The 22,289-nt window shown below is 68.4% G+C and carries 19 protein-coding genes and 1 pseudogene; 10 read left to right on the top strand and 10 right to left on the bottom strand.

The window, feature by feature from the left end:
* The first annotated feature begins 21 nt into the window (after positions 1-21).
* The gene (locus ACTFTM_RS15335) at positions 22-3,369 is read left to right on the top strand and encodes a GH92 family glycosyl hydrolase (protein WP_449566437.1); all 3,348 of its coding nucleotides are present in this window, start codon (positions 22-24) and stop codon (positions 3,367-3,369) included.
* A gap of 180 nt (positions 3,370-3,549) precedes the next feature.
* Here ACTFTM_RS15335 and ACTFTM_RS15330 read toward each other — a convergent pair whose 3' ends face one another.
* Together ACTFTM_RS15330 and ACTFTM_RS15325 are read right to left on the bottom strand one after the other, a co-directional pair.
* Positions 3,550-3,990 (bottom strand): VOC family protein, encoded by a 441-nt coding sequence (locus ACTFTM_RS15330; RefSeq protein WP_449566436.1) that lies wholly within the window; start codon positions 3,988-3,990, stop codon positions 3,550-3,552.
* A gap of 16 nt (positions 3,991-4,006) precedes the next feature.
* Positions 4,007-4,894, bottom strand: coding sequence for a LysR family transcriptional regulator (locus tag ACTFTM_RS15325; protein ID WP_449566435.1), 888 nt, complete (start codon positions 4,892-4,894; stop codon positions 4,007-4,009).
* Positions 4,895-5,038: 144 nt separating this feature from the next.
* Here ACTFTM_RS15325 and ACTFTM_RS15320 point away from each other — a divergent pair, with 144 nt between their 5' ends.
* Positions 5,039-5,758 carry an SDR family oxidoreductase gene (locus tag ACTFTM_RS15320; protein WP_449566434.1) on the top strand — a complete coding sequence of 240 codons (720 nt, stop codon included), beginning with the start codon at positions 5,039-5,041 and terminating at the stop codon, positions 5,756-5,758.
* 46 nt (positions 5,759-5,804) lie between these two features.
* Here the strand turns inward: ACTFTM_RS15320 and ACTFTM_RS15315 are convergent, their stop codons facing one another.
* Positions 5,805-6,755, bottom strand: coding sequence for a zinc-binding dehydrogenase (locus ACTFTM_RS15315; RefSeq protein WP_449566433.1), 951 nt, complete (start codon positions 6,753-6,755; stop codon positions 5,805-5,807).
* 86 nt (positions 6,756-6,841) lie between these two features.
* On the opposite strand from ACTFTM_RS15315, the gene ACTFTM_RS15310 reads away from it, so the two are divergent.
* On the top strand, positions 6,842-7,420 hold the full coding sequence (locus ACTFTM_RS15310) for a TetR/AcrR family transcriptional regulator (protein ID WP_449566432.1): 579 nt from the start codon (positions 6,842-6,844) through the stop codon (positions 7,418-7,420).
* Between the two features lie 51 nt (positions 7,421-7,471).
* Here ACTFTM_RS15310 and ACTFTM_RS15305 read toward each other — a convergent pair whose 3' ends face one another.
* Positions 7,472-7,948 carry a hypothetical protein gene (locus ACTFTM_RS15305; RefSeq protein ID WP_449566431.1) on the bottom strand — a complete coding sequence of 159 codons (477 nt, stop codon included), beginning with the start codon at positions 7,946-7,948 and terminating at the stop codon, positions 7,472-7,474.
* Between the two features lie 78 nt (positions 7,949-8,026).
* Here ACTFTM_RS15305 and ACTFTM_RS15300 point away from each other — a divergent pair, with 78 nt between their 5' ends.
* The 3 genes from ACTFTM_RS15300 to ACTFTM_RS15290 all read left to right on the top strand — a co-directional run bounded on the left by ACTFTM_RS15300 (position 8,027) and on the right by ACTFTM_RS15290 (position 9,878).
* Entirely contained in the window at positions 8,027-8,563 is a 537-nt protein-coding gene (locus ACTFTM_RS15300) for an N-acetyltransferase family protein (protein ID WP_449566430.1), read from the top strand.
* Between the two features lie 238 nt (positions 8,564-8,801).
* Complete coding sequence (locus ACTFTM_RS15295; protein WP_088986731.1) at positions 8,802-9,179, top strand: carboxymuconolactone decarboxylase family protein; 378 nt, start codon at positions 8,802-8,804, stop codon at positions 9,177-9,179.
* 306 nt (positions 9,180-9,485) lie between these two features.
* Positions 9,486-9,878, top strand: coding sequence for a VOC family protein (locus ACTFTM_RS15290; protein WP_449566429.1), 393 nt, complete (start codon positions 9,486-9,488; stop codon positions 9,876-9,878).
* Positions 9,879-10,117: 239 nt separating this feature from the next.
* Here the strand turns inward: ACTFTM_RS15290 and ACTFTM_RS15285 are convergent, their stop codons facing one another.
* From ACTFTM_RS15285 to ACTFTM_RS15275, 3 genes are all read right to left on the bottom strand, one after another.
* Entirely contained in the window at positions 10,118-12,283 is a 2,166-nt protein-coding gene (locus ACTFTM_RS15285) for an FtsX-like permease family protein (protein ID WP_449566428.1), read from the bottom strand.
* Positions 12,280-13,017, bottom strand: a complete 738-nt coding sequence (locus ACTFTM_RS15280; RefSeq protein WP_449566645.1) for an ABC transporter ATP-binding protein — start codon at positions 13,015-13,017, stop codon at positions 12,280-12,282. Before ACTFTM_RS15280 ends, ACTFTM_RS15285 begins: the two co-directional genes overlap by 4 nt.
* A 441-nt stretch (positions 13,018-13,458) precedes the next feature.
* Entirely contained in the window at positions 13,459-14,133 is a 675-nt protein-coding gene (locus ACTFTM_RS15275; RefSeq protein ID WP_449566427.1) for an HNH endonuclease family protein, read from the bottom strand.
* A gap of 205 nt (positions 14,134-14,338) precedes the next feature.
* Here ACTFTM_RS15275 and ACTFTM_RS15270 point away from each other — a divergent pair.
* Positions 14,339-14,457: pseudogene (locus ACTFTM_RS15270) on the top strand (transposase); the annotation flags it as partial.
* 75 nt (positions 14,458-14,532) lie between these two features.
* Here the strand turns inward: ACTFTM_RS15270 and ACTFTM_RS15265 are convergent.
* Positions 14,533-14,955 carry a hypothetical protein gene (locus ACTFTM_RS15265; RefSeq protein WP_449566791.1) on the bottom strand — a complete coding sequence of 141 codons (423 nt, stop codon included), beginning with the start codon at positions 14,953-14,955 and terminating at the stop codon, positions 14,533-14,535.
* Between the two features lie 2,099 nt (positions 14,956-17,054).
* Here ACTFTM_RS15265 and ACTFTM_RS15260 point away from each other — a divergent pair.
* Positions 17,055-18,914 (top strand): hypothetical protein, encoded by a 1,860-nt coding sequence (locus tag ACTFTM_RS15260; RefSeq protein ID WP_449566426.1) that lies wholly within the window; start codon positions 17,055-17,057, stop codon positions 18,912-18,914.
* 523 nt (positions 18,915-19,437) lie between these two features.
* Here ACTFTM_RS15260 and ACTFTM_RS15255 read toward each other — a convergent pair.
* Positions 19,438-19,920 (bottom strand): NUDIX domain-containing protein, encoded by a 483-nt coding sequence (locus tag ACTFTM_RS15255; RefSeq protein WP_449566425.1) that lies wholly within the window; start codon positions 19,918-19,920, stop codon positions 19,438-19,440.
* A gap of 19 nt (positions 19,921-19,939) precedes the next feature.
* Positions 19,940-21,163 (bottom strand): helix-turn-helix domain-containing protein, encoded by a 1,224-nt coding sequence (locus ACTFTM_RS15250; RefSeq protein ID WP_449566424.1) that lies wholly within the window; start codon positions 21,161-21,163, stop codon positions 19,940-19,942.
* A 138-nt stretch (positions 21,164-21,301) separates the two neighbouring features.
* Between ACTFTM_RS15250 and ACTFTM_RS15245 the strand changes: the two genes are divergently transcribed.
* Together ACTFTM_RS15245 and ACTFTM_RS15240 are read left to right on the top strand one after the other, a co-directional pair.
* The gene (locus ACTFTM_RS15245; RefSeq protein WP_112681382.1) at positions 21,302-21,622 is read left to right on the top strand and encodes a hypothetical protein; all 321 of its coding nucleotides are present in this window, start codon (positions 21,302-21,304) and stop codon (positions 21,620-21,622) included.
* A gap of 234 nt (positions 21,623-21,856) precedes the next feature.
* Positions 21,857-22,285, top strand: a complete 429-nt coding sequence (locus ACTFTM_RS15240) for a DUF3307 domain-containing protein (protein ID WP_449566423.1) — start codon at positions 21,857-21,859, stop codon at positions 22,283-22,285.
* Positions 22,286-22,289: the final 4 nt, after the last annotated feature.

The raw sequence follows: 22,289 nt of genomic DNA, 5'->3' as shown, positions 1-22,289 counted from the left end.
GCCAACCGAAGGGCCAACACTGTGTCAGACACAACGGCGCGCCTGGCGTACAGCGCCAAACGCCGAACCCTCGCCGCCGCCACCGCCGTGGCCGTGGCGGCGCTGGCGGCGGTCTCCGCGGGCACACCCGCCGCGGCCGCCGCGCCTGTCCACCTGGTCACCGATCCCGCCGGGTACGTCAACCCGCTGATCGGGTCGACGAACCTCGGCAACACCTACCCCGGAGCGGTCCGCCCCTTCGGCATGCTCGCCTGGAGCCCGCAGACCAGTACCGGTCGGCAGACCTCCACCCCCGCGCCCGGCGGCTACGAGTACGGCGCGACCCGGATCCGCGGCTTCAGCCTCACCCACCTCAACGGGGTCGGCTGCAACGGAGGCGCGGGCGACATTCCGATCATGCCGTTCGTGGGCGACGTCAACTCCTCGCCATCCGTCGACACCTCCGACGCGACGTACGCGAGCGGCTTCTCCCACCAGAACGAGACCGCGCGAGCCGGGTACTACCGGGTGGGCCTCGACAGTGGCGCGTCGGCCGAGCTGACCACCACCCCCCGCACCGGCTCGGGCCGGTTCGGCTTCCCGGCCGACCAGCCCGCCAGCATGCTGTTCCGCACCTCGAACTCGGAGACCGGCAGCACCGACGCCACCGTGAAGGTGGACGCCACGACCCGGTCCGTCACCGGCTCGGTCACCGCGGGCAACTTCTGCGGCCCGCACAGCGACAACAACCGCAAGTCCCTGTACACGCTGCACTTCACCGCCCACTTCGACCAGCCGTTCGCCCGGGTCGGCACGTGGCAGGACGCCGTCGTGACGCCGGACGCGACGACGGCGTCCGGCGGCACCGGCCTCGACGCGGGCAACCCCGTAGCCGGCAAGGGATCCGGCGCCTACGTCACCTTCGCCAAGGGCACCACGGCCGTCGGTGTGAAGGTCGCCATCTCCTACGTGAGCCTGGAGAACGCCGAGGCCAACCTGCGGACGGAGAACCCGCAGAAGAAGAGCTTCGACGCGGTCCGGTCGGAGGCCACGGCGGCCTGGCAGCGCGAGTTGGGCAAGATCAAGGTCGGTGGCGGAACCGGCGACCAGCTGAGCACCTTCTACACGGCGCTGTACCACTCCATGCTCGAACCCACCCTCACCAGTGACGTGGACGACCGCTACCTCGGCGCCGACGGCACGCCGCACCGGCTCAGCAAGGGCCAGGACGCGCAGTACGGCACCTTCTCCGGCTGGGACCAGTACCGCGCCCAGGTGCAGCTGATGACGCTGGTCAACCCGAAGGCGGGCAGCGACTATGCGCAGTCGCTGTTCAACTACGCCACCCAGCGTGGCGGCGAGTGGGACCGCTGGCTGCTCCAGCACGGCAAGACGAGCGTCATGTCCGGCGACCCGTCGGCCCCCGCGGTCGCCGGCATCCACGCCTTCGGCGGGCGGGACTTCGACGTCAAGGGCGCCCTCCGCTCGCTGATCACCGCGGCGACGGTGCCGAACGCCAACGACTCCGACAGCGCCGGCTGCAACGTGGCGTGCGTCGGTCAGCGTCCCGCCCTCGACAAGTACCTGGAGCTGGGCTACGTCCCCGCCGACGGCTGCTCCTGCTGGGGTGGCGCGGCCGAGACGATGGAGGACGCCGTCGCCGACGCAGCGCTCGCCGAACTCGCCGGGCAGGTCGGCGACCGGGCGAATCAGCGGGCCTTCCGCGAGCGGTCGGGCACCTGGAGCAACGTCTTCGACCTGACCGCCACCGAGCAGGGCGGCTACCCGCGCTCCCGCAAGGCCGACGGCACCTGGGCGGAGCGCTCCTTCACCCCGGCGACCGAGAGCGGGTTCGTCGAGGGCAGCAGTGCCCGCTACACCTGGATGGTCTACTCCGACGTCGCCGGCCTGGCCCGTGCCATGGGCGGCAACACGCTGGCCGAGCAGCGGCTCGACGCCTTCTTCCGCACCCCGGGCGGCACCTTCGACTTCTCGGCCCGCGACCTCACCCGGTACGACCCCACCAACGAACCGGACATGAACGCGCCGTACCTCTACAACTACTTCGGCGCCCCCTACAAGACCCAGGAGACCGTCCGCGCGGTGATGGACCAGCTCTGGGGAAACACCCCCGGCGGCATCCCGGGCAACGACGACGCCGGCACCATGTCGTCGTGGTACGTCTTCTCCGCGCTGGGCATGTACCCCCAGAACCCGAGCCGGGCGGATCTCGTGCTCACCGCGCCGCTCTTCCCGCGCGCGGTGATCGACGCCGGTCACGGTCGCCGGATCACGGTCAACGCCCCGGCCGCCTCGGCCCGGCAGAAGTACATCCAGTCGGTCAAGGTCAACGGCAGGAAGTCGACCCGCAGCTGGGTCCCCGACACCCTCGTCAACAAGGGCGGCACCGTCGACGTCGTGCTCGGCGACAAGCCGAACACGACGTGGGGTAGCTCCCCCGCCGACGCCCCGCCCTCGTACGGCGACGGCCGGCGGCCGTACCTGACCGGCGCGAGCCCGCAGACGCTGAAGGTGGAGCCGGGCAGCACCGCGGCGACGACGTACAAGATCCAGGCGTTGACCGAGGCTCCCACCGCCGCGCGCTGGAAGGTCAGCGCGCCCGCCGGGCTGACCGTCACCCCCGCGCAGGGTGAGTTCACGCTGACCGGCGACGGGTCGGGCAGCACGGCGCTCACCGTCACCGCGCCGGCCGGCCTCAAGCCCGGCGCCTACGCCGTGACGGTGACCGCTGCCACCACCTCCGGTACGGCGTTGCCCACCGTGACGATCCCCGTGACGGTGGCTGTGCGGGACAGCGTGCTGTGGAACCTCAACAACAACGGCATCTCGGCCGACGACACCGATCCGCAGGCCAACTTCGACACCGGAGGCTGGAGCTACTCCGCCAAGGCCCTCGAAGCCGCCGGGGTACGGCCGGGCTCCACCGTGTCGGTCGACGGGTTCGACTTCACCTGGCCGAACGTGGCCCCGGGCGACCCGGACAACATCCTGGTCGGCGGCGGCGGTCAGGTGCTCAGCGTCCCGGCGGCCGACGGCGACACGAAGCTGAGTCTGCTGGGCAGCGCCGCGTTCGGTCCCACCAACGGCACCGTGACCCTCACGTACACCGACGGCACGACGCAGCAGGCGACGATCGGCTTCAGCGACTGGACGCTGGGCGGCGGTGGCGACCAGCCGTCGTTCGGCAACGCCACGGCGGTGCACACCACGTACCGCGACAAGATGGGTACGGGGGTCGAGCCGGTGGCGACGTACGTCTTCGCGACGGCCCCGATCGACCTGCAGCCGGGCAAGCGGCTCGCGAGCCTGACGCTGCCCACCACCGTCGAGGGCGGTGTCATCCACCTCTTCGGGGTGGCAACGGCCTGACGCACGGTGTGCGGGCCTGCTCCGCCGCGCGGCGGAGCAGGCCCGCACTGGTACGCGCTCGGGGGTGCTGGTCCCAAGATCAGCACAACATCAGGGATGTTGTGGTCTCCGTGGGGTGTGAGGCCACGACATCCCTGACATTGTCGACGCCCGACCGACTGCGGCGGCCACTCACTGCATTCAGCGCAGCTCCTCGGCCAGCCCGACGACGATGCCCTCGGGGCCGCGGACGTAGCAGAGCAGGAAGATGTCCTCGTACCGCTGCACCTCCCCGGCCACTTCCGCCCCGTGGCCACGCAGCCGGGCGATCGTGTCTCCGACGTCGTCCACGGCGAACATGATTCGGCGAATGCCGAGGGTGTTCGCCGGCGCGTCCCGCGGCTCGTGGCGGATTGCCCTGGGCGCGTGGAACATCGCCAGCTCCACCTTGCCGTGACCGTCCGGGGTCCGCAGCATCGCGACCTCCTGCCGCACGTCGTCGACGCCGATGACGCGCTCCACCCAGCGCCCCTCGACCGGTCCCCTGCCCTCCAGCTCCATGCCGAGTTCGACGAAGAACGCGATGACCGCGTCGAGGTCCTCGACAACGATGAGGACGTTGTCCATCCGCCGGATCGCCATGCTGGTTCCCCCTGCTCTAGGTGCGATCGCCGGGGCCGACGTCGTCGGCCCGCCCCACGGCGATGTCGACGAACTCCCGCACCAGCGGTGACCGGTTGTTCTCGGCCCAGGCCAGGCACACCTGGTTGTGACCGAGGTCGTCGACGGGCACGTGGACGACGTCCGGCCTGGTGTAGAACCTCGCGATCGACAGCGGCAGGATAACCACGCCGGCCTCCGCGGCGACGTGCTCCAGCTTCTCCTCGACGGAGGTCAGCACCGGCCGGGGGCGGGGCCCCGGGTCCGTCGGACGGTTCGGCAGGTCCCGCCACTCCGGCACCGTGTCCGGATCCTGGAGAAGGCGCTCCTCGGCCAGCTCGGCGAGGGCGACCGACTCCTTGCCCGCCAGACGATGTGCGCCGGGCAGCACCACGACCCGAGGTTCGGTGAACAGCGGGCGGAGGCGCAGGCCCCGCTGGTCGACCGGAAGGCGCACGTAGCCGACGTCGGCGCGCCCCTCGCGGAGCACCTCGGCCTGGTCGTGCCGAGAGGTGCGGACGACACCGACGGACACCTCGGGGTGCACCTGCGCAATGGCACGGGCCTCGGCCGTGACGATGATGCCCGGCATGAACGCGATGGTGAACGTCTGCCGGCCGTGCGCCACCCGCTGCACCCGCCGACCAAGGGCCTCGGCCGAGGCCAGGAGCGGACCGGCGTCGGCCAACAGTTGACGACCGGCCTCGGTCAACACGGTGGAGCGGCGATCCCGAACGAACAGCTCGGCGCGGAGTTCGCGCTCGAACGCCCGGATCTGCCGCGACAGGACCGGCTGGGCGATGTGCAGCCGCGCGGCGGCCCGGCCGAAGTGCAGTTCCTCGGCGACGGCGACGAAGTAGCGGAGCTTGCGCAGATCGACGTCCATCCGATCCTCCAGTCGGGCCGCAGGTGTCCCCACAAGCCACCATACCCGTCGGGTATCACAGCAGCTCAAAGAGGTCTTGGACGTCAGTGCCGCCTCCGACGCACCGTGGTGAGCGTCAGCCGAACGTCATCCGGAAGGACCATCATGACCCTCACCGACCAGCGCGTCGTCGTCCTCGGCGGAACGTCGGGAATCGGGCTCGCGACCGCCGCCCGGGCCGCCCGGGAGGGCGCCCAGGTCGTGGTCGCCTCCCGCACCCGGAGCAGCGTGGACCGCGCCCTCGCCGCCCTTCCGGCCGGCACCCAGGGGTACGTCGCCGACCTCGCCAACCAGGACGACGTGACGCGCCTGTTCCAGGGACTCGGCCCGTTCGACCACCTCGTCTACACCGCCGGCGAACCACTGGCGCTGATGTCCGTCGACGCCCTCGACCTCGCCGCCGCCCGTGCCGCGTTCAACCTGCGCTACTTCGGTTCGCTGGCCGCCGTCCACGCGGCGCTTCCGCACCTGCGGCCGGGCGGGTCGATCACCCTCACCACCGGCACCGCCAATCACCGGCCGAACGCGGGCTGGTCGGTGGTCGCCGGCATCACCGGGGCGATCGACGCGCTGGTCCGCTCGCTCGCCGTCGAACTGGCACCGGTGCGGGTCAACGCCGTCTCCGCCGGCGTCATCCGCTCACCGCTGTGGGACACACTGCCCGACGACACCCGGGAGCAGATGTACGCCCAGCTCAGCGCGTCACTGCCGCTCGGCCGGGTGGGCGAGCCCGAGGAGGTCGCCGAGGCGTTCGTCTACCTCCTGCGGTCGACATACGCCACCGGCACGGTGATCACCGTCGACGGCGGCACCCTGCTCGCCTGAGACCCGCGCCGGGCGGCCCCGTGCGGGTCGTCGCAGCCCGTCCCCGCTACGGGGTGAGGACGATCCGCCCGAAGACCTGGCCGGCGGCCATCTTCTGGTGGGCGGTCGCCGCCTGCTCCAGGGGCAGCACCTCGTGCACCACCGCGACCAGTTCGCCACGGGTCACCGCGGCGAACTGGTCGCGCCGCACGGCCTGGCGAGCGGCTTCGGGCACCGTCGCGGCGCTGAAGGTGGCGAACGACATCGACTTCTGGAAGGCGGTCATCAGCGTCGCCCCGAAGTCCGCCGGCGGCTGGCCCCCGACCGCGCCGACGAGCACGAGGCGTCCGTTGGGATTGAGCCGGTCGAAGAACGAGGGCATGCTGTCGCCGGCGACAACGTCGATGATCACGTCATAGCCGCGGGGCCCGTCCGGACCGCCCGCTCCGGCCCGGTCGAGCACGTGGGTTGCGCCAAGGCCACGCAGCCGACGCCCACGCTCCGGCGACGAGGTGGTGACCGCGACGGCGCCGGCGCCCTGGCGGGCTGCGAGTTGCACCGTCATGATCCCGATGCTGCCGGCCGCGCCGCGTACCAGGACGCTCTCCCCCTGCGAGAAGTGCGCGTGGGCGAGACCGAAGTGGGCCACGACCCCGGAGCTGCCGAGCGTCACGGCATCGACGACGGAGAGACCGGCGGGGACGGGCAGCACCTCCGAGATCGGGGCGACCGCGCGCTCGGCGTACCCACCGCCGGTGCCGGTGAACGCCCACACGCGCCGCCCGATCCACGCCGTGTCGACACCCGCGCCCACCGCGGCCACCGTTCCCGCCACCTCGCCGCCGAGGATGTGACCCTCGCGGAAGCCGTACGCGGCGAGGGCGCCGCTTCGGATCATGACGTCGACGCCCGCCACACCGACCGCCTCGACGGTGATCATCACCTGCCCCGCAGCCGGAACCGGGTCGGGGATGTCGATCACCGCCAAGCCCCGAGGATCACCGAACTCTCTGATCATGACTGCCTTCACGTGTGCCTCTTCTCGAGCCGGACCGCCTGTGGTCAGCGCGAACGGTAGTGGACGCCGGCGTCCGTTTAGCTAAAATGAGAGCCGTGACCGAGCAGTTGACTCGAAACCTGCGGTCGGACGCGCGGGACAACCGCGAGCGGATCCTCGAAGCCGCCCGGGCGATGTTCGCCACCGACGGCATGGACGTGCCGATGCGCGAGATAGCCCGCAGGGCCGGCGTGGGCCCCGCCACCCTCTACCGACGCTTCCCCACCAAGGAGGCGTTGGCCACCGAGGCATTCGCCGAGCAGATGGACGCCTGCCGGGTGATCATCGACGAAGGGCTCGCCGACCCCGATCCGTGGCGTGGCCTGTGCCTGGTGATCGAGAAGCTCTGCGAGCTGCACGCCCGCGACCGCGGCTACACCACGGCGTTCACCGCGGCGTTTCCGCATGCCGTGGATCTCGCGGCGAAGCGCCGGGCGGCCCTCGCCGCACTCGCCGACCTCACCCTCCGGGCCAAGAACACCGGCCACCTGCGACCCGACTTCGTCCTGGACGACCTCATCCTCATCCTGATGGCCAACGGCGGCCTGCACGCCACCTCCACGGACGCCCGGGTCGCCGCGTCGCGACGATTCGCCGCGCTCGCCATCAGAGCGTTCCGCGCCTGACGCGCGTCGTTCCCGATCAGAAGCGACGCGGCCGCGCCTCGCGCTGACCCATCACACCGTCGCTGGCGGCGACAACTGCATCTTCTGCCAGTTGCGGAACACGAAGCGGTGTACCGACTTCAACCCGACCCACAGGGCCGGACAGAGGACCACCCGACCGAATCCGCGAACCGTCACCGTCGTCGTCCGGGTCACCTGCGTGCCGCGCTCCGTAGCGGCCAACTCGAACACATCCCCGAGCTGATCGACGAAGCGATGGAAGCCCAGGTCCGTCGACTCCATGTGGAACGCCAACCGGACCGGCGGCTCCCACGTCGTGATGCGTTGCCGCACCACACCCTGCTCCGACACGCACTGCCGAGCGGCGCCCACCTCACCGGGGCCCTCGGGCAGGCGGCACGTCGTCGGCCGGGGCGTACCCAGATAGAAGACCGGGCACCGGGGCTGCGGCTCCAACCGGGAGTCGCACAGCGCCGGCCACAACACCTCGGGTGAATGGGGCATCGACCAGCGCGTACGCACGATCATGCCCGTGACGGTAGACCCGGTGCCCACAGGGCGCTGCCCCGGGCCTTTCCCCTCGATCTCGCATGGGAGGCTGCGGCGGTGACGACGTTCAGCATCCGTACCGCCACCTCGACTGACGACGGTTTCCTGCTCGACATGCTCGTGCAGGCCGTCAACTGGCTGCCCGAGCGCAACTTGTCACGCGAGGAGATCCTGACGAAGCCCGAGCTGGCCCACTACGTCGCCGGCTGGATGCGACCGGGCGACTTCGGGGTCGTCGCCGTCGACCCGGCTGATCAGCCCCTCGGCGCGGCCTGGTGCCGACAGCTGACCGCCGCCGACCCCGGCTACGGGTACGTGAGTGACGACGTGCCCGAGCTGACCCTCGGCGTGGTGGACTCGTGGCGCAATCGCGGCGTGGGCCGGGCGCTCCTGCGCGCGGTTCTGCCCGTCGCACGCGATCGCGGCCTCCGGGCGGTGTCGTTGAGCGTGGAGCGGGCCAACTTCGCCGCGAAGCTGTACGCGGGCGAAGGCTTCCACACAGTCGAGTCCTTCGAGGACGCCGACACCATGGTCGCCCAGCTCGTCGGCCGTCCCTCGGCCGACGGCGACCCGTGGGTCAGCGCGAACTCCTGACCACAGACGCTGCGGCTACTGCCGGGCCGCGCACCGTTCGGCGCGACCGGCCCGTACACGTGGCGGCGCACGAGGTCGTCCCGCTCCAGGATCACGTCGACGACCTGCCAGAACTCGTTGATCGCATCCGATGCGTGCCGACCACCGGTTTCCCGGAACGGCCGACCGAACGCCGGGGTAGGCGCGATGCTGGTCCGAACGGCAGTCGATCGGCTGACACGTGCGGAGGTGGCAACGCATGCCCGACGATCCCCGATACCAGCAGGCCCTCGACACCGCGGAGCGCCTCCTCGGCCAACCGTTGACCCTGCCGCTGGCCGACGGGGAACCCGCGGTCGGTCAGGACTTCCGACGGCTGGCGACCGAGCACACCTTCGGCGACTCGTGGCCGCGACCGGGCCTGGACCTGCGGAGCCGCTGCCTGATCTCGGTGGCCGTCGCGGCGGCGCTGGGCACCCACGAGCCGCTGCGGGGGCAGTTGCGCATCGCGCTGACGTCCGGCGTGACGAAGGAGGAGATCGTCGAGCTCTTCATCCACCTGGAGGCGTACGCCGGGGCGGCCCGGGCGTTCGACAGCTACCAGGTGGCCGCGGCGGTCTTCGGCGAGCACCGCTGACGACGCTGCCGCCATCCCGTTTGCCGCCGACCCGCCCTCCCGGGGAGCGGGCCGCCGCCCGGCCCGCCACGTCTTGACAGAAGCAGGAGCGTCCTTGCCGGCAGTCCGGCCTGTCCTCCGTCGGGTAAGGTGCGACAGTCTTCCGCCATGCGTCAGCCGAGAATGCGCGTCGCGGCTAGATCAGCGTGCTCGACCAAACGTGTGCGTCAGGTTACGTCGTTCAATCTGTCGAGCGCGCCGTCGTGCTGGTCGTCGTATCAGTGCGGGCGCGCCTCGCAACCGGCGGCACGGGCCACAGGAGGCGACATGTCCGACGAGATCAGGCTCAGCGCGGTCACCCTGGACTGCCCGGACGCCGTCGCCTTGGCGGAGTTCTACGCCAGCATCACCGGCGGAACCCTGACACACGCAGGGGACGGCTGGGCATGCGTGCTGAGCCCGGCCGGGCGGATCAACTTCCAGACTGTGCCCGGATACACGCCACCCACCTGGCCCGACCCCGCCTCGTCGATCATGATGCATCTCGACTTCATGGTCGTGGACCGAGACGCCGCCGAGGCCCGCGTGCTCGCTGCCGGAGCAACAAAGTACGACTTCCAGCCCAACAGCGAACAGTGTTATGTCTACGCCGACCCGGCGGGCCACCCGTTCTGCCTGACCACCTGGGAGGCCACGGCTACACCACCTCAGCTCGGCTGATCGAGCCGCGCAGACGAAGGCAACGATGCTGCTCTCAGCCGGACAGCTCTGGGGCGAGCAGCAGGAAACGAGCCAGCGGGGGACAGTCGGGTCAGCCGTCGCCGTTACACGTGCAGCGCGGTTCCACTCCGCCTGCCTGCGCACCGGTAGAACACCCTTGATTGCATGGATGAGTCGTCGCATGACGCCGAGACCGGGAACTCAACCATGCTTGAGGTCCGCTGCCGCCTCAGGCCGCGTTATTCGCTGGTACCCGCCGCGCGGACCGGTGGGATCCGCAGCAACCGCCGAATCGGCAGAATCGTGGTTACCAGGGCCAGCGCGGTCGCGCCGCCCAACACAGCGACCCAGCCCAGCGGTGGGACGTACGGGATCAGCGTGCCGGTGAGCGCGTGGACGACCGCGACGAGCGTCATCCCTGCGATCGCCACCCCGAGCGTCAGCGCCGTACCGATCAGGCCCACCTGTTCGGCGTCGACCATCCGCCGCACCTGCCGGCGGGTCACACCGGCCAGGCGCAGCACCGCGAGTTCGCGGCCGCGGGCCAGCGCGGCCATGACCATGGTGTTGCCGGCGGCCAGGGCCGAGTAGCCGACCAGCACGGTGATGAGCAGCTTGTTGAGCCAGGCCGAGATGGCCAGGTCGCGGCTCAACTGGCCGGTCAGGGTGCCGGCGTCGGTCACCTTTCCGAACGCGGCCAGCCGTTGGTCGACGTCGCCGGTGGCACGCACGAGCATCTCGTCGTAGACACCGCGTTCCTGTGGCAGCAGCACGTCGCCGAAGCCGAGTCCACGGTCGTAGATCGCCACCAGACGAGGGTGGATTGGTGTGCCGTCGGCGAGCCAGATCTCGGCCGTCTCGCCGACCTTCCAGCCGGAGGACGACGCCTGCAGAGCCGAGGCGGCGATGGTCCCGTCGGCCAGCCCGGCCAGACTTCCCTCACGCACCTTCACGTCGATCGTCGACGTGAGCCCGCTCGGGTCGACCGCCCGGGCCGCAACCGTCTCAGCGCCGTCGAGGACCCTGACCACCACCGAGGTGTTCCGGACGCCGGTCGCCGCCTCGACTCCCGGGATCCGGCGTACCTGGGCCACCTCCGTCGACGAGATGCCCCGAGGCCCGGTCAGCACCCGGTCGGCCAGCATGCCGTCGCGGCTCTGCGTGACGGTCTGCCGCTGCAGGTTGTCCTGGAGAAACCAGACCGAACCGCCGAAGCCGATCGCCAGCACGAGCGCGCTCAGCACGACCGACATCCCGCGTGCGTTGGCCCGCAGGTTGGCCGCCGCCAACTCGCCCGGCGCCCGCCACACCGTTCGCAACACCGGCGACATCAGTCGGGCGGCGAACCCGTTGATCCAGGGCGCGAGCAGCGCGACCGCGAGCACGAGGAGGTAGAGCATGCCGACCGCCGTGGCCAGCGCGGTCGTGCCGGACAGCCCGGCCGCGAAGAACAGTGCGGCCACGCCGCCGACCATCGTGACCAGACCGGAGACGAGCCGGATCCGGGCGCTCCGAGCCGGTTCGACCGCGGCCTCGCCGAGCGCCTCGGCCGGGCGGATGCGGGCGACGCGACGCGACGCGAACCAGGCCCCGGTGGCCGCCACCAGGACGGTCACCGCGACGGCGGCCGAAGCGGCGAGCCCCGCGTTGACGATCGGGAAGTCCGCGGGCAGGAAGCCCCGGCTGACCAGTTGATGGTGCACCCAGTGGGTGGACCAGAGGCCGGCGGGCACACCGAGCACGGCGGACGTCAGAGCCACGACGGCCGCCTCGGCCACGACCAGCAGGCGCGCCTGGCGTGGGGTGGCGGCCACCGCCCGCAGCAGTGCCAGGTCCCGGCGACGATGCCGGACCGACAGGCCGATCGTGCCGGCCGCGACGACGACGATCAGCAGGACCACGTAGCCGCCGAACGCCGAGCCGGCTTCGAGCAGGAACGAGCGGGCCTCGAGCGAATCCGACTGCTCGGCCCAGCCGCGGTCCATCCCGGTGTACGACTCGACGCCGGCCTGCCGGGCTAACCGGTCGATCGCCCCGTACGCGTCCGTGGGGGCCTGCACCTCGACGGCCGACGCGACGCCGCCCTCGGCGCCCACCAACCGCACATCGGTGACGCCGGGGACCGCGCGGATCTCGTCGGCCAGCCCGACCGGGACGGTGCCCTCGGCCAGCGGTACCCGTGTGGTGGTGGTGTCGCCGAACTCCTTCGTGGTCACGGTCAGCTCCCGGTGGGCGACCACCACGTCGGCCGCCGCGAACTGCTCCGGTGCGGGACGGAACACCAGGGCGGACTGCACGAAGACCGCCAGGGTCATCAGGATCATCACGCCACCGGCCAGGGCCACCAGAGTGGCGACGGCGGAGGCGGGGCGCTGCCGGAGCAGACGCACCGCGAGACCGGTCATCGGACGGCTCCCGTCATGCGAGCCGTGGCCAGCACCTCGGCGATCTTCTCGGCGCCCAGGGGCGGCATGTCGCGGACGATGCGACCGTCAGCCAGCACGAGCACGCGGTCGGCGTAGGCGGCGGCGACCGGGTCGTGGGTCACCATCACCACGGTCTGGCCAAAGTCGTCGACCGCCGAGCGCAGCAGGGCCAGAACGTCGGCGGCCGACTCGGTGTCGAGCGCGCCGGTCGGCTCGTCGGCGAAGATCACGTCGGGCCGGACCGACAGCGCCCGGGCAATCGCGACCCGTTGCTGCTGGCCACCGGAGAGCTGGGACGGCCGGCGCGACCGGCGGTCGGCCAACCCGACGCGCTCGATCACCTCCGCCAACCAGCGCGGATCGGGCCGCCTGCCCGAAAGCCTCGACGGCAACGCGATGTTCTCGTCGACGGTGAGCGCGCCAACCAGGTTGAAGGCCTGGAAGACGAACCCGATGCGATCCCGCCGCAGCTCGGTCAGCCTGGTCTCGGAGAGCGTGGACAGCTCGGTGTCGCCGATCCAGACGCGGCCCGAGGTCGGCCGGTCGAGACCGGCGGCGGTCTGCAGGAGTGTGCTCTTGCCGGAACCGGACGGACCCATGACCGCCGTGAACGTGCCGCGGGCGAAGCTCGCGTCAACACCGGCGAGCGCCACAACCGGCTCTCCGGCGGTGGCGTAGGTCCGGCTGACTCCTTCGACCCGGACCGCGACCATGTCGATCATCACTAAGCCTCTCGGTGTGCGCTTATCGCTGACACCGGAAACGCTAGGTCGCCCGACGGCCATGATCGATGAAGCCAGCGGGCATCTTCGTGTACAGCCTGCTGTACCTCAGGCGGTTGAGCAGGTGGGCGGCACGACGGCGACCCGGCGGGTCGGCGACGCCGGGCCGACCGCTGACGGCGCGATCCGGCGAGGCTGGTTCGTCGTCCGAGATGGGGCTGCGACGTCGATGCGGACTTGCACCCTCAGCGGATGCGGACGACGACTGACGACCTCGCCGCTTCGCGCTACGCGCGGATGCGTTCGAACACCCCGTTGTTGGAGGAACATGCCGCTCTGCTCCCGCAGTGGCTTGATGTTCGGGCCGGCGCGGCCGCGTGGCACCCGGCTGGCCAGCCCCGTCGTGACTGCCGGCCGGGTGCCACGCGCCGTTCAGGAAGCGCAGGTGTTGAGCATGCTCTGTAGCGCGGACTTCTCCGAGGACTGCAGAGTGAGGCCCCAGTTGTACTTCACGGTGATCCACATCTTGCTGTAGGTGCACCGGTACGAGGACAGGGGCGGCTGCCAGGTGGAGGGGTCCTGGTCGCCCTTGGCCTGGTTGACGTTGTCCGTGACCGCGATCAGTTGCGGGTGGGTGAGGTCGTTGGCGAAGCTCTGCCGGCGGCTGGTCGTCCAGGAGTTGGCGCCGGAGCGCCACGCTTCGGCCAGCGGCACGACGTGGTCGATGTCGACGTCGGAGGCCGCCGTCCAGGTTGCTCCGTCGTAGGGGCTGTACCACTGGCCCGAGGTGGCGGCGCAGGAGCTGTCGACGACGACGGAGGTCCCGTCGCGCTTGAGGACCTGCTCACGGGTGTTGCAGCTACCGCTGATCGTGATCCAGTGCGGGAACAGGTCACGGGAGTAGCCGCTGGTCGATCCTTGGGACGCCACAGTCAGGGCGCTGAGCTGCGACTGTGCCGTCGCTTTCGAGGGGATGCCGGGAGGCGTGGCCAAGGCCGGTTGCCCGTTCACGACGGTCAGGCAGGTCCCCGCAAGGGCGGCGGCCGAGAGAGCGGCAGCTCGGCGCACGGTACGGGAGATGGACGTGACAGAGGGCGCGATGGGCATGAGCGGCCGCCTTTCGTCAAGGGGTGGACCGCAACCGTCCCTAACGATCATGTCAATCGAAGGTCATGCCCGTGAAGGATGCCCGTCCGGTCATTGGCCATTGAGCATCCCCCCGGCGTTCCCGCACCGCTTAGTCGGCGACCGCCCTGGCCGATACTGTGCCTGCCGGCGTCGCTGTCGCTTGTGGCTGATCGACGTCGACACCGCTGGGCAACTCCTCGTCACCGCCGGCGACAACCCTCACCGCTTGCACTCCGAAGCGGCTTTCGCCCGGCTGTGCGGCGTCGCCCCGTCCCGGTCGGCTCGGGACGCACCGAGCGCCACCACGCTGTTTGCGTGCGGAACACCATGCCCACCGGTCGGCCGGAGGCTCCTCGGGCCTTACAGGTCGTCGTCGGGTCACCAGTGCGGGTCAAGGCTCTTGCCATGCCCCCGAGGGCAACGTCCGTAGCCGGTACCGGACACCTTCCAGTGGTGGAAGCAGTACGGGACGTCGCACTGCCCGCAGAATCCGGCATCATCGTAGAAGCCGGCCGTCCTGACGGCGGCGTACCGGTACGGCTGGGTGAAGGCGCCGACGATGCGGTGCGCCTCGGCCAGGTCCACCGGCCGCCCGGTCCCGTTGCCCGCCACGATCCCGGAGAACAGCAGCCACCATGGCTCGCCGCCGTGACGCTCACGCGCAGTGGTGTAGGCGTCGCGCTTCGGAGTAGGCCAGCTCTGCCAGTTCACCGGCTGCGAGGCAGGCGCGACGAGTTCGACGTGAGCTACCGGTCGCCCACACACCGCGCACGGCGGCTCGGCGACGAAGGCCTCAAGCATGACCCTCATTCTTTCCGACCCGCCGGGTAACCGCATGGCCGGTGGGCAACGTTCGTTGCTCCGTCCGGCAACATCCATCACGTACGCGACCTTGGGCGGTGGTTCGCCCTCGGCCGCCGGCCACTGCCCTCAACCTGGCCGGTTGCAATCAGCATTGCTGTCAGGGCTGTCGCCGGAAACGGTGTGGGAGGGCGCGGGAGCCCCGCGGACCGGCGGGGCTCCCCGGACTCGGCCCGGCTCGAACGGGCTGCCACCCTCTCCATCGTGCGGGCGTGGTCATCCGGAGCCACCACGCCTTGAGCGAGGACCCACGGATTCAACCAAGCGACGTGGTCGTCCGGCGTCGGCCCTTACTGGCTGGCTTCGCCCGCAGCACCGGTTGCTGTCAGCGCTGCTGTCGACATCGCTGACAAGGTCTCCCTGCGTCATCGAGGATGTGGGAGCGACGAGTGCACCGGCGGCAGATGCTCACCGACGTTGTGGAGCAGACCCAACGTCGGGGTAGTCGGACTGATCGGGTTCTGCCATCCTGGCCCGGTGAAGCCCAACCTGGAGAGGATCCCGGGGAAGCAGGACCGGCTGGCAGAGGCGATCCTCTCGCGCGCGCCGCCCGGACAGACATCACATTGGAAGCCTTCGGCTGGGAGCTGGTCACAACTGCCAGTGGCCCGGACTTCCGCCCGCTGTACTGACCACAAGGAGCATCCGCGGCGTCGACGGGACACCTTGTGCGCCCCCAGGTGACTCCTTGCCCGCCCAGGCAACGATCAGGATCCGTCAACCTGCCTCAACGCACGCCCTAAGCAGGCGTCGGCGTGCACCATTGTCCGCCAACGTCCAGCGGTGTACGCCGTGATCGTCCCCCAGTTGGTCACTCAGGCTGATTGGTGACGCGCTCGTCGTCGTGACGACCATGTTCGCAGGTCAGCGCCCCTGCGGCCGTCACTTGGCGTTGTATTGATCAAGAGCGTGGGCGTAGCCGATCAAAGCGGACGACTTGGCCCCTGACCTGCCGCTACGCTTGGCAGAGATGGTCATCATTGGGTGCTGCGGGTTGACCTCAGACGGCCTGAAAACGGCATGATCTTGGCCTTCGACTGCCCTAGCGGCGAGGTCCGGACTCCTCGCTTACAAGTTCCGTGCGCTCTGTCCAGTGGGGATCCATCGGCGTCACCCCGCCTCGGCCATCGCCCGGCGTCGGTCCCTGGTAGCCGAGCAGCAGACCCAAGGGCGCCTGATTCTCGGGTATGTTCCGCACCGTGCTTGACACTGCTCTATGGGACCGGCTTCTTCCAGTGATCACGCTACTTGTTGGCGCTGGTCTATCGGCGATTCGGCAGGCGCAGCGACTCACGTCGGACTGCTGCTGAGCAGCTCGCGGAGCTGGATCGGCCTGTATGGGCCAAGGGCGGTGAGAACAACTGGTTAGACCTACAGGTCTACTTGGGTCGCCTTCAGGTCGCGCTCCGCACCGCCGGAGTGCCATGGCGACTGGTCAAGCGTCTTCGGAAGGCGGCCGTGGATCACTGGAGAGCCGTGGAGCATTCAGGTGACGACGAAGTTGGCTGGATCGTGTTGGGCGCAGAGCCAGATAAGTTGGCTGCCGCCAAGGACGCGGTACTGGACTGGCTGGACCGGCCGTGGCACTTCTGGCGCAAGCTGCGGGCGTGGCGGACATCCAGCGAGGGGGCGACTGCCAGTAAACCGGCCTCGTCTGGGCCTGAATTGTGAGGAGTCCCAGACGTTGAAGCCGAACTAAGAAGGGGCCTTCTGTGATCTGCGCCTACGTGCCCGACAGCGCTGGCCGTACCTTCTTCTGACCTCACGTCATTGGGGGTTGGTTGCCAACGTCTCACGCTGTCTTGTGCCCCGTGTGTGCCCCAAGCCCGCCATACGGTGCCCGTCACCCATGGTGGGCCTTGGCCTCGTCCACGATCGTCCTCCCAAGTCCTGGTGACGGCGCATGGCCTGGGCTTGGTCGATCCGCTCGGAGTCGGCACGGTTGCCTGATACCGCCCTAGCTAGTCGCTTGACTTGGTCGATATCCTGACCAGTTATCGTTCGCACCACCGCGTGCACTCGGGGAGGAACCGCAGCCGATGAGCATCGATCCGAGCGCCGACGGGCTATCCGCACCGCGTGAGAACCTCCTAGCAACCTGGAACCCGACTCCCCCGCAAGCCCAATTCTCCCAATGGGAGAAGCAGAACATTGACGAGATCTGGGCAGAGTTGAGAGTAGTCGCAAGTGCCAATGCTTGGCGATCGACAAGCGCCCTCTGCGGTCAGCTTATCGAGGCGCATCTCAAGCAGCGACTGATTCTTGGTGGTCGCCAGATCGAGGCGGTTAACCGTGCCATGCTGCATCGCTTGATTGAGATGGCGATGACAGACGGGATTTTTACGAACGAGGCTAAACTAGGAATTTCTGGCAGCATCTTCGCCGCCAAACAGATTCGCAACTGGTCATCTCATGGTTCAGCTTGGATTAGGAGCCCGGGCGAGAATGAGGGAACAATAGCGCTAACGTTGCTCGTCTGCTACAGCGGTTGGCTCTTCCCGCATCCCGCTTCGCCGATTTCCTCGACCGATCATGTGGTTGACGATGATGCCCGGTGGGATGCCAATGTTGAGGCCGCCAGCCTTAACACTGCTAGCAACCGAATCGGATTTCTACTTCGCGTCGACGACCAAGATGTAGAGAAGTATCAGGCAGCAATGGCGCAGAGCATTCGAATTGGAACGGCCCGGTCATTGTTGAAGCTTATAAGAAAAGCGCGGGGCTCGGAGACGGGCCGAACGGCCGCGACATTAGCCATTTCTGGGAACTTCGCAGAGGTAGTTGCTACAGCTGGGCGCGGACGAGCGCGGAATGTTTTGGAGCTCGCCGCCGCAGTAACGGGGCTTGGCTTAAAAAATCACGCCCGCCTACTCCGTGCTTGCTTGCCCCGGGATGGAGAGGCTCTGGCGTATTACCTGAGCAGGAGCCCCGCCAAGTTCAGCACCTATCTTGCCGCAGTGCGGGATGCCGACCCAAAGGCTTTCCCCGGACTTCTAGCAGACCCGGTGCATCGCCAACCGCTGCTCACCTCACTCAAGCGTCGCGTGAAGCGCAGCGAAATCAGCTTCTCCACCCTAATTCACGTCCTGAGATCCTTACCGCCGAGCTTGGCGGCAGAGGTCTTGACCGAGGTGCAGCCTGAAATACGGGCCTGGCTTGCCGACCAGTCGCCGTTAACGGCTGCCAACTTTCTCAAACTCGCCACACGGCGGCCGATTTGTGACATTCCTGGGCTTACTCCGGATGATGTTGTCGACATACTGCACGGTCGCATACGAACAGAGTCATCTCAGTTCCGTCTAATCGCTTTTCGACTATACAGTCTTCACCTCTGCGACCATCCAGCTGCACTTCGTTTATTCGAACATATCCTCGACAACGTGGGCTCTTGCATCGATTCGAACACTAGTCAGCTACTTATTTGGGATATCTGCCAATACACCAAGCTGGAGGAACGCGCGGTGGGGGCATCCCAGAAGTTGGCCGAAGACTGCGCACTGGCATGGCCGGCCAGGGACCGACTTAGCATCCTGGGACTACTACATTCTGTCGAGAGTTCACCGCCCTACCTTGCCTCTCGGGAGGATGCTTTGACCGTGTCCTACGAGGTTGAATGGGACCGCTGGCAATTGTTTCGCGTGACGCTCGCCCTGGCTCGGTCGGATAAAGCAACCAGAGCGGCAGCGTCTGGGCTGTTTAAAACCGCAGCCAGGACTGCGAGTGAAACGTTTACTGCAAGTAGCGCCCTGAGCAAAAAGCTCCTTGAGGATGTCAAATACATACTTTCTCGCGTAGATCTTTCTTCCGCTGGCGCCCCAGAGCTCCCATCCCGTCTGCCCTCGGCCCGCCCCTCTGGGGAGCGGGCCGCCGACCGGCCCGCCACGTCAAGACGGCCTTGACACCCGTTCGGACGCTGGCGGGTCGGGCGGTGGTCTGCTCGGCTCGCCCGGGTCGAGGGCAGGCGGGATGGCCTACCGCAACTACTCACGGACCGCGACGCGCCGACGCAGCCCCCTGCCATCCTGGAGCCGGAGCGCCCCCGCCGGAGGCGCAGTAACCCCTACCCCGCGACCACCGCCAGCTCGCCGACGCGGCCGGCGTGCCCTGCCCTACGCCGCGCCGGCTCTGGCCGCGCGGCCCGGTCGGCTGCCGGCCCAACCCCCTCGACGGCCACCGGCCTGTCGTTCTGCGGTGGTCCGCCGGGCTCCCCGCTGTCCGCGCCAGCCGCCGGGCGTCTTGCGCGGTCGGAACGGAGCGACAGCGAAGTGCAGGCCGCGCGCCCAGGCGGCGGCGCGTGCGGCCCGTTCAGGGCCGCCTTGAAGACGTACAGAAACTTTGAACCACTTCGCCGGCAGCCCGGCCGAAGGTTCCATCGCCAGAACGCGCGATGGGTGCAGCGCTCCGGTGACGTGGATGTGTGTCTCAGAGCGTGGCGGGGACGTCGCCCACTTCAAGGTAGGACGCGCGAGACTGCTTCCGGGCTTGTGCACTGGCCCGAAGCCGTCGGGCGAGTCTGGGGATGGTCAGCTCGTCTAGCTGGTGGTCTTCCACGAATGCCCACTCTGCGATCTCGCCGTCGCGGAAGGCAACGGCCGCAAGCTGGTCAGACGTGAGAATGCCGCCGTCGAAGACGAAGAGCATCTTGTCGCCCTCGTCTGGCCTCGGAGCCCAGTCGACCGTAAGAAGAGCACCGATCGTGACTCTGAGGCCCAGTTCCTCGTAGACCTCTCTCGCACAGGCCTGTAGAGGGCTCTCGCCCTGCTCGACGTACCCGCCTGGGATATCCCAGTGCGCCTTGTACGTCGGCCTGACGAGCATGATGCGCTCCTGCTCATCAACGAAAAGCGCGCCCGCCGCCACCTTGGGAGTAGCTTGCGGACGCGCGTTGCTGGCTTGGCTGGTCACATCCTCGGACTCTACGGATCTAAGCCGTGACGTGCACGCGCTGCGCCAGGCTGGCGAGTTGGTAGCTGGGTCGGCCTCGACCGCGGCGCATCCAGTTCTGCACGAGCTGCCTGCTGATCGCGTGGTGGCGAATCTGCTCGGGCGCCTGCTGCTCAGCAGACAACACTACCGCCATAGCCTCATCTGTTCTGTTCCAGGCAGTCAGTGCCCGCGCCGTTTCGAGCGCATGCCGCGCCTGCCGTTCGACAGGAAGGCCGGTCGTGTCGATACGCGGACCGAGGTCGATCGCAACCTGTACGTCATCCAAGTCCATGGCGGTTGTCACGCGGTGGATAGCCACGTTGGTTGGTCCGAATGCGGTCCAGAGGTGGTTCGCGTCGTGGCCTAGTCGCCGCGCAGTCTCGTCCGCCTCGCTGAGGAAGGATCGGACGGCGGTACGGTCCTCGTCGCGTGCTGCGGCCACAGAACCGGCCAGGAACAGGGTGCCGTATACCGACAGGTACTCCGGCGTCGCTCCGGCCAAGCCAGGCTGCATGTATGCCGCCGCATCAACGGTAAGCTGCTTGGCTTCACGGAAGCGGCCCGTCGAGAGCAGGGTATGGGTAACTGAGCGGAAAAGCGACCCGATGACAACCACATCGCCGCATCGTTGGGCCGCCGTGAACCCTCTCTCGGCAGCAATCCATGCGAGGTCCGCTTCCCCGAGCTTGGTGAGCAGGACTGCGGTCGCTTGGTAGGTGAGCGCCAGAAGTCCGAACAACTGCTCCTGGTCCTCGCCCTCGTGAGTTTGGGTCGCGGCTTGTCCGGCGGCGAGCGTCTGCGGCAATCGCGCGACGACGTATCCGTATCGAGAGGCTTGGTACGCGTCCCACACCTGGGTGACTTCCGTACGCAGTTGGGCTACGCCTGGTGCCTCCGCGAGAGGACCTGGAACGAACGGCGAGAGCTGCCGATAGTTCAGGAGAGCATCCCGCAGAGCGGAGACGGTCTTGGTCCCGCTGTCGGCACTCCAATCAAGGAGGGTTGGCTCTCCGACGAGATCGCCAATGCTTACGTCCAGCGCACCCGCTACAGAGCGGATGACGGACAACCGATCGAGATCAATTCGGTTGTTCTCGACCTTGCTCAGCCAGTCGACAGTGCGCCCGACGATGCCCGCCAGCACTTCTTGCGACATGCCCCGTCGACGGCGATACCAAGCAATCCGCTCGCCAACCGTTAGATCCTGACCGATGCCTCGCATGCATCCAGTGTCTCATGTCGACGGCCCTCAACCCCCGGAAAGTTATTCCGGGTTCGACCCACAACCTGGCCATACCTTGGGTTCAGCACCGAGCAGTCGTCCATAGGGGACGCGCTCGACAACCCTCGGAGGTATCTCGTGAAGTTGTACGTGGACACCCAGAGCAAGCAGGTTCAGGTGACGAAGGACCCGGAGCCGAAGAACGACCAGAACGGCAATCAGCGGTCGGAGAAGAACACTGGCCGGCTCATGTGGTCGACCCAGGTCTTCGTGCTCGACGAGACTGGCGGCGAGATCATCACCATCACCACGGCGGGTGAGAAGCCGGGCGTGACGGTGGGACAGCTCGTCGCTGTCGAGCAGTTGGAGGCCATTCCGTGGGCAACCAACGGGCGCAACGGCGTCGCGTTCCGTGCGATCACGCTGAAGCCGAAGGCTGGTAACTCGGCGGCGAAGTAGGTCCCTCGCTCACCGCACTGCGTGAGCTTCTGGTGTCTGACGCTCGAAGCGGCCTAATGGTCCGCTGATCCATCAACGGTTCGTCCGGAAGCGGTTCTGGCTCGCACGTTTCCGGCCGGTGACCACGTCAGGTGGTCACAACCCTCAAGGCACGGGGTCGGTACTGGCTCGCATACCTGCCGACCCCGTCTGCCATCCAACCTGTCTGCCCTCGTCATAGGGAGTGGTTGTCTCATGCTCGTTTCCGCCATCGTGTTCGCCGTTGTCGCGGCGACTCTCTACGCCGGCCACCAGGTGGCCGATCACGTCCTCGGCCAGTCCGACAAGCAGGCCGCACACAAAGCCGCACCCGGTTGGGACGGCTGGCGTCACCTGTTGGGCCACGTGATGGCCTATCACCTCGTGGTGGTGGTCATGCTCGCCATCACCATCGCCGCCCTGGACCTGCCCGTCACCACCCTCGGGCTGATCGTCGGGCTCGGCTTCTCCGCGATCTCGCACGCGTTTTTTGACCGGCGGTGGCCGGTGCGCTGGCTGCTCACTCACACGGGAAGCGGCGACTTCGCCGACCGTCAGACCCCGATCTGCGGGATGTACCTGGCCGACCAGTCCCTACACGCGGCCTGCCTCTGGGCGTCCGCGCTACTCATCGCCTGCCTCTAGCAGA

The organism is Micromonospora sp. RB23, assembly GCF_053585025.1.
Note: the sequence above shows the minus strand (reverse complement) of the source record. Positions and strands in the feature narration are given on the sequence as shown.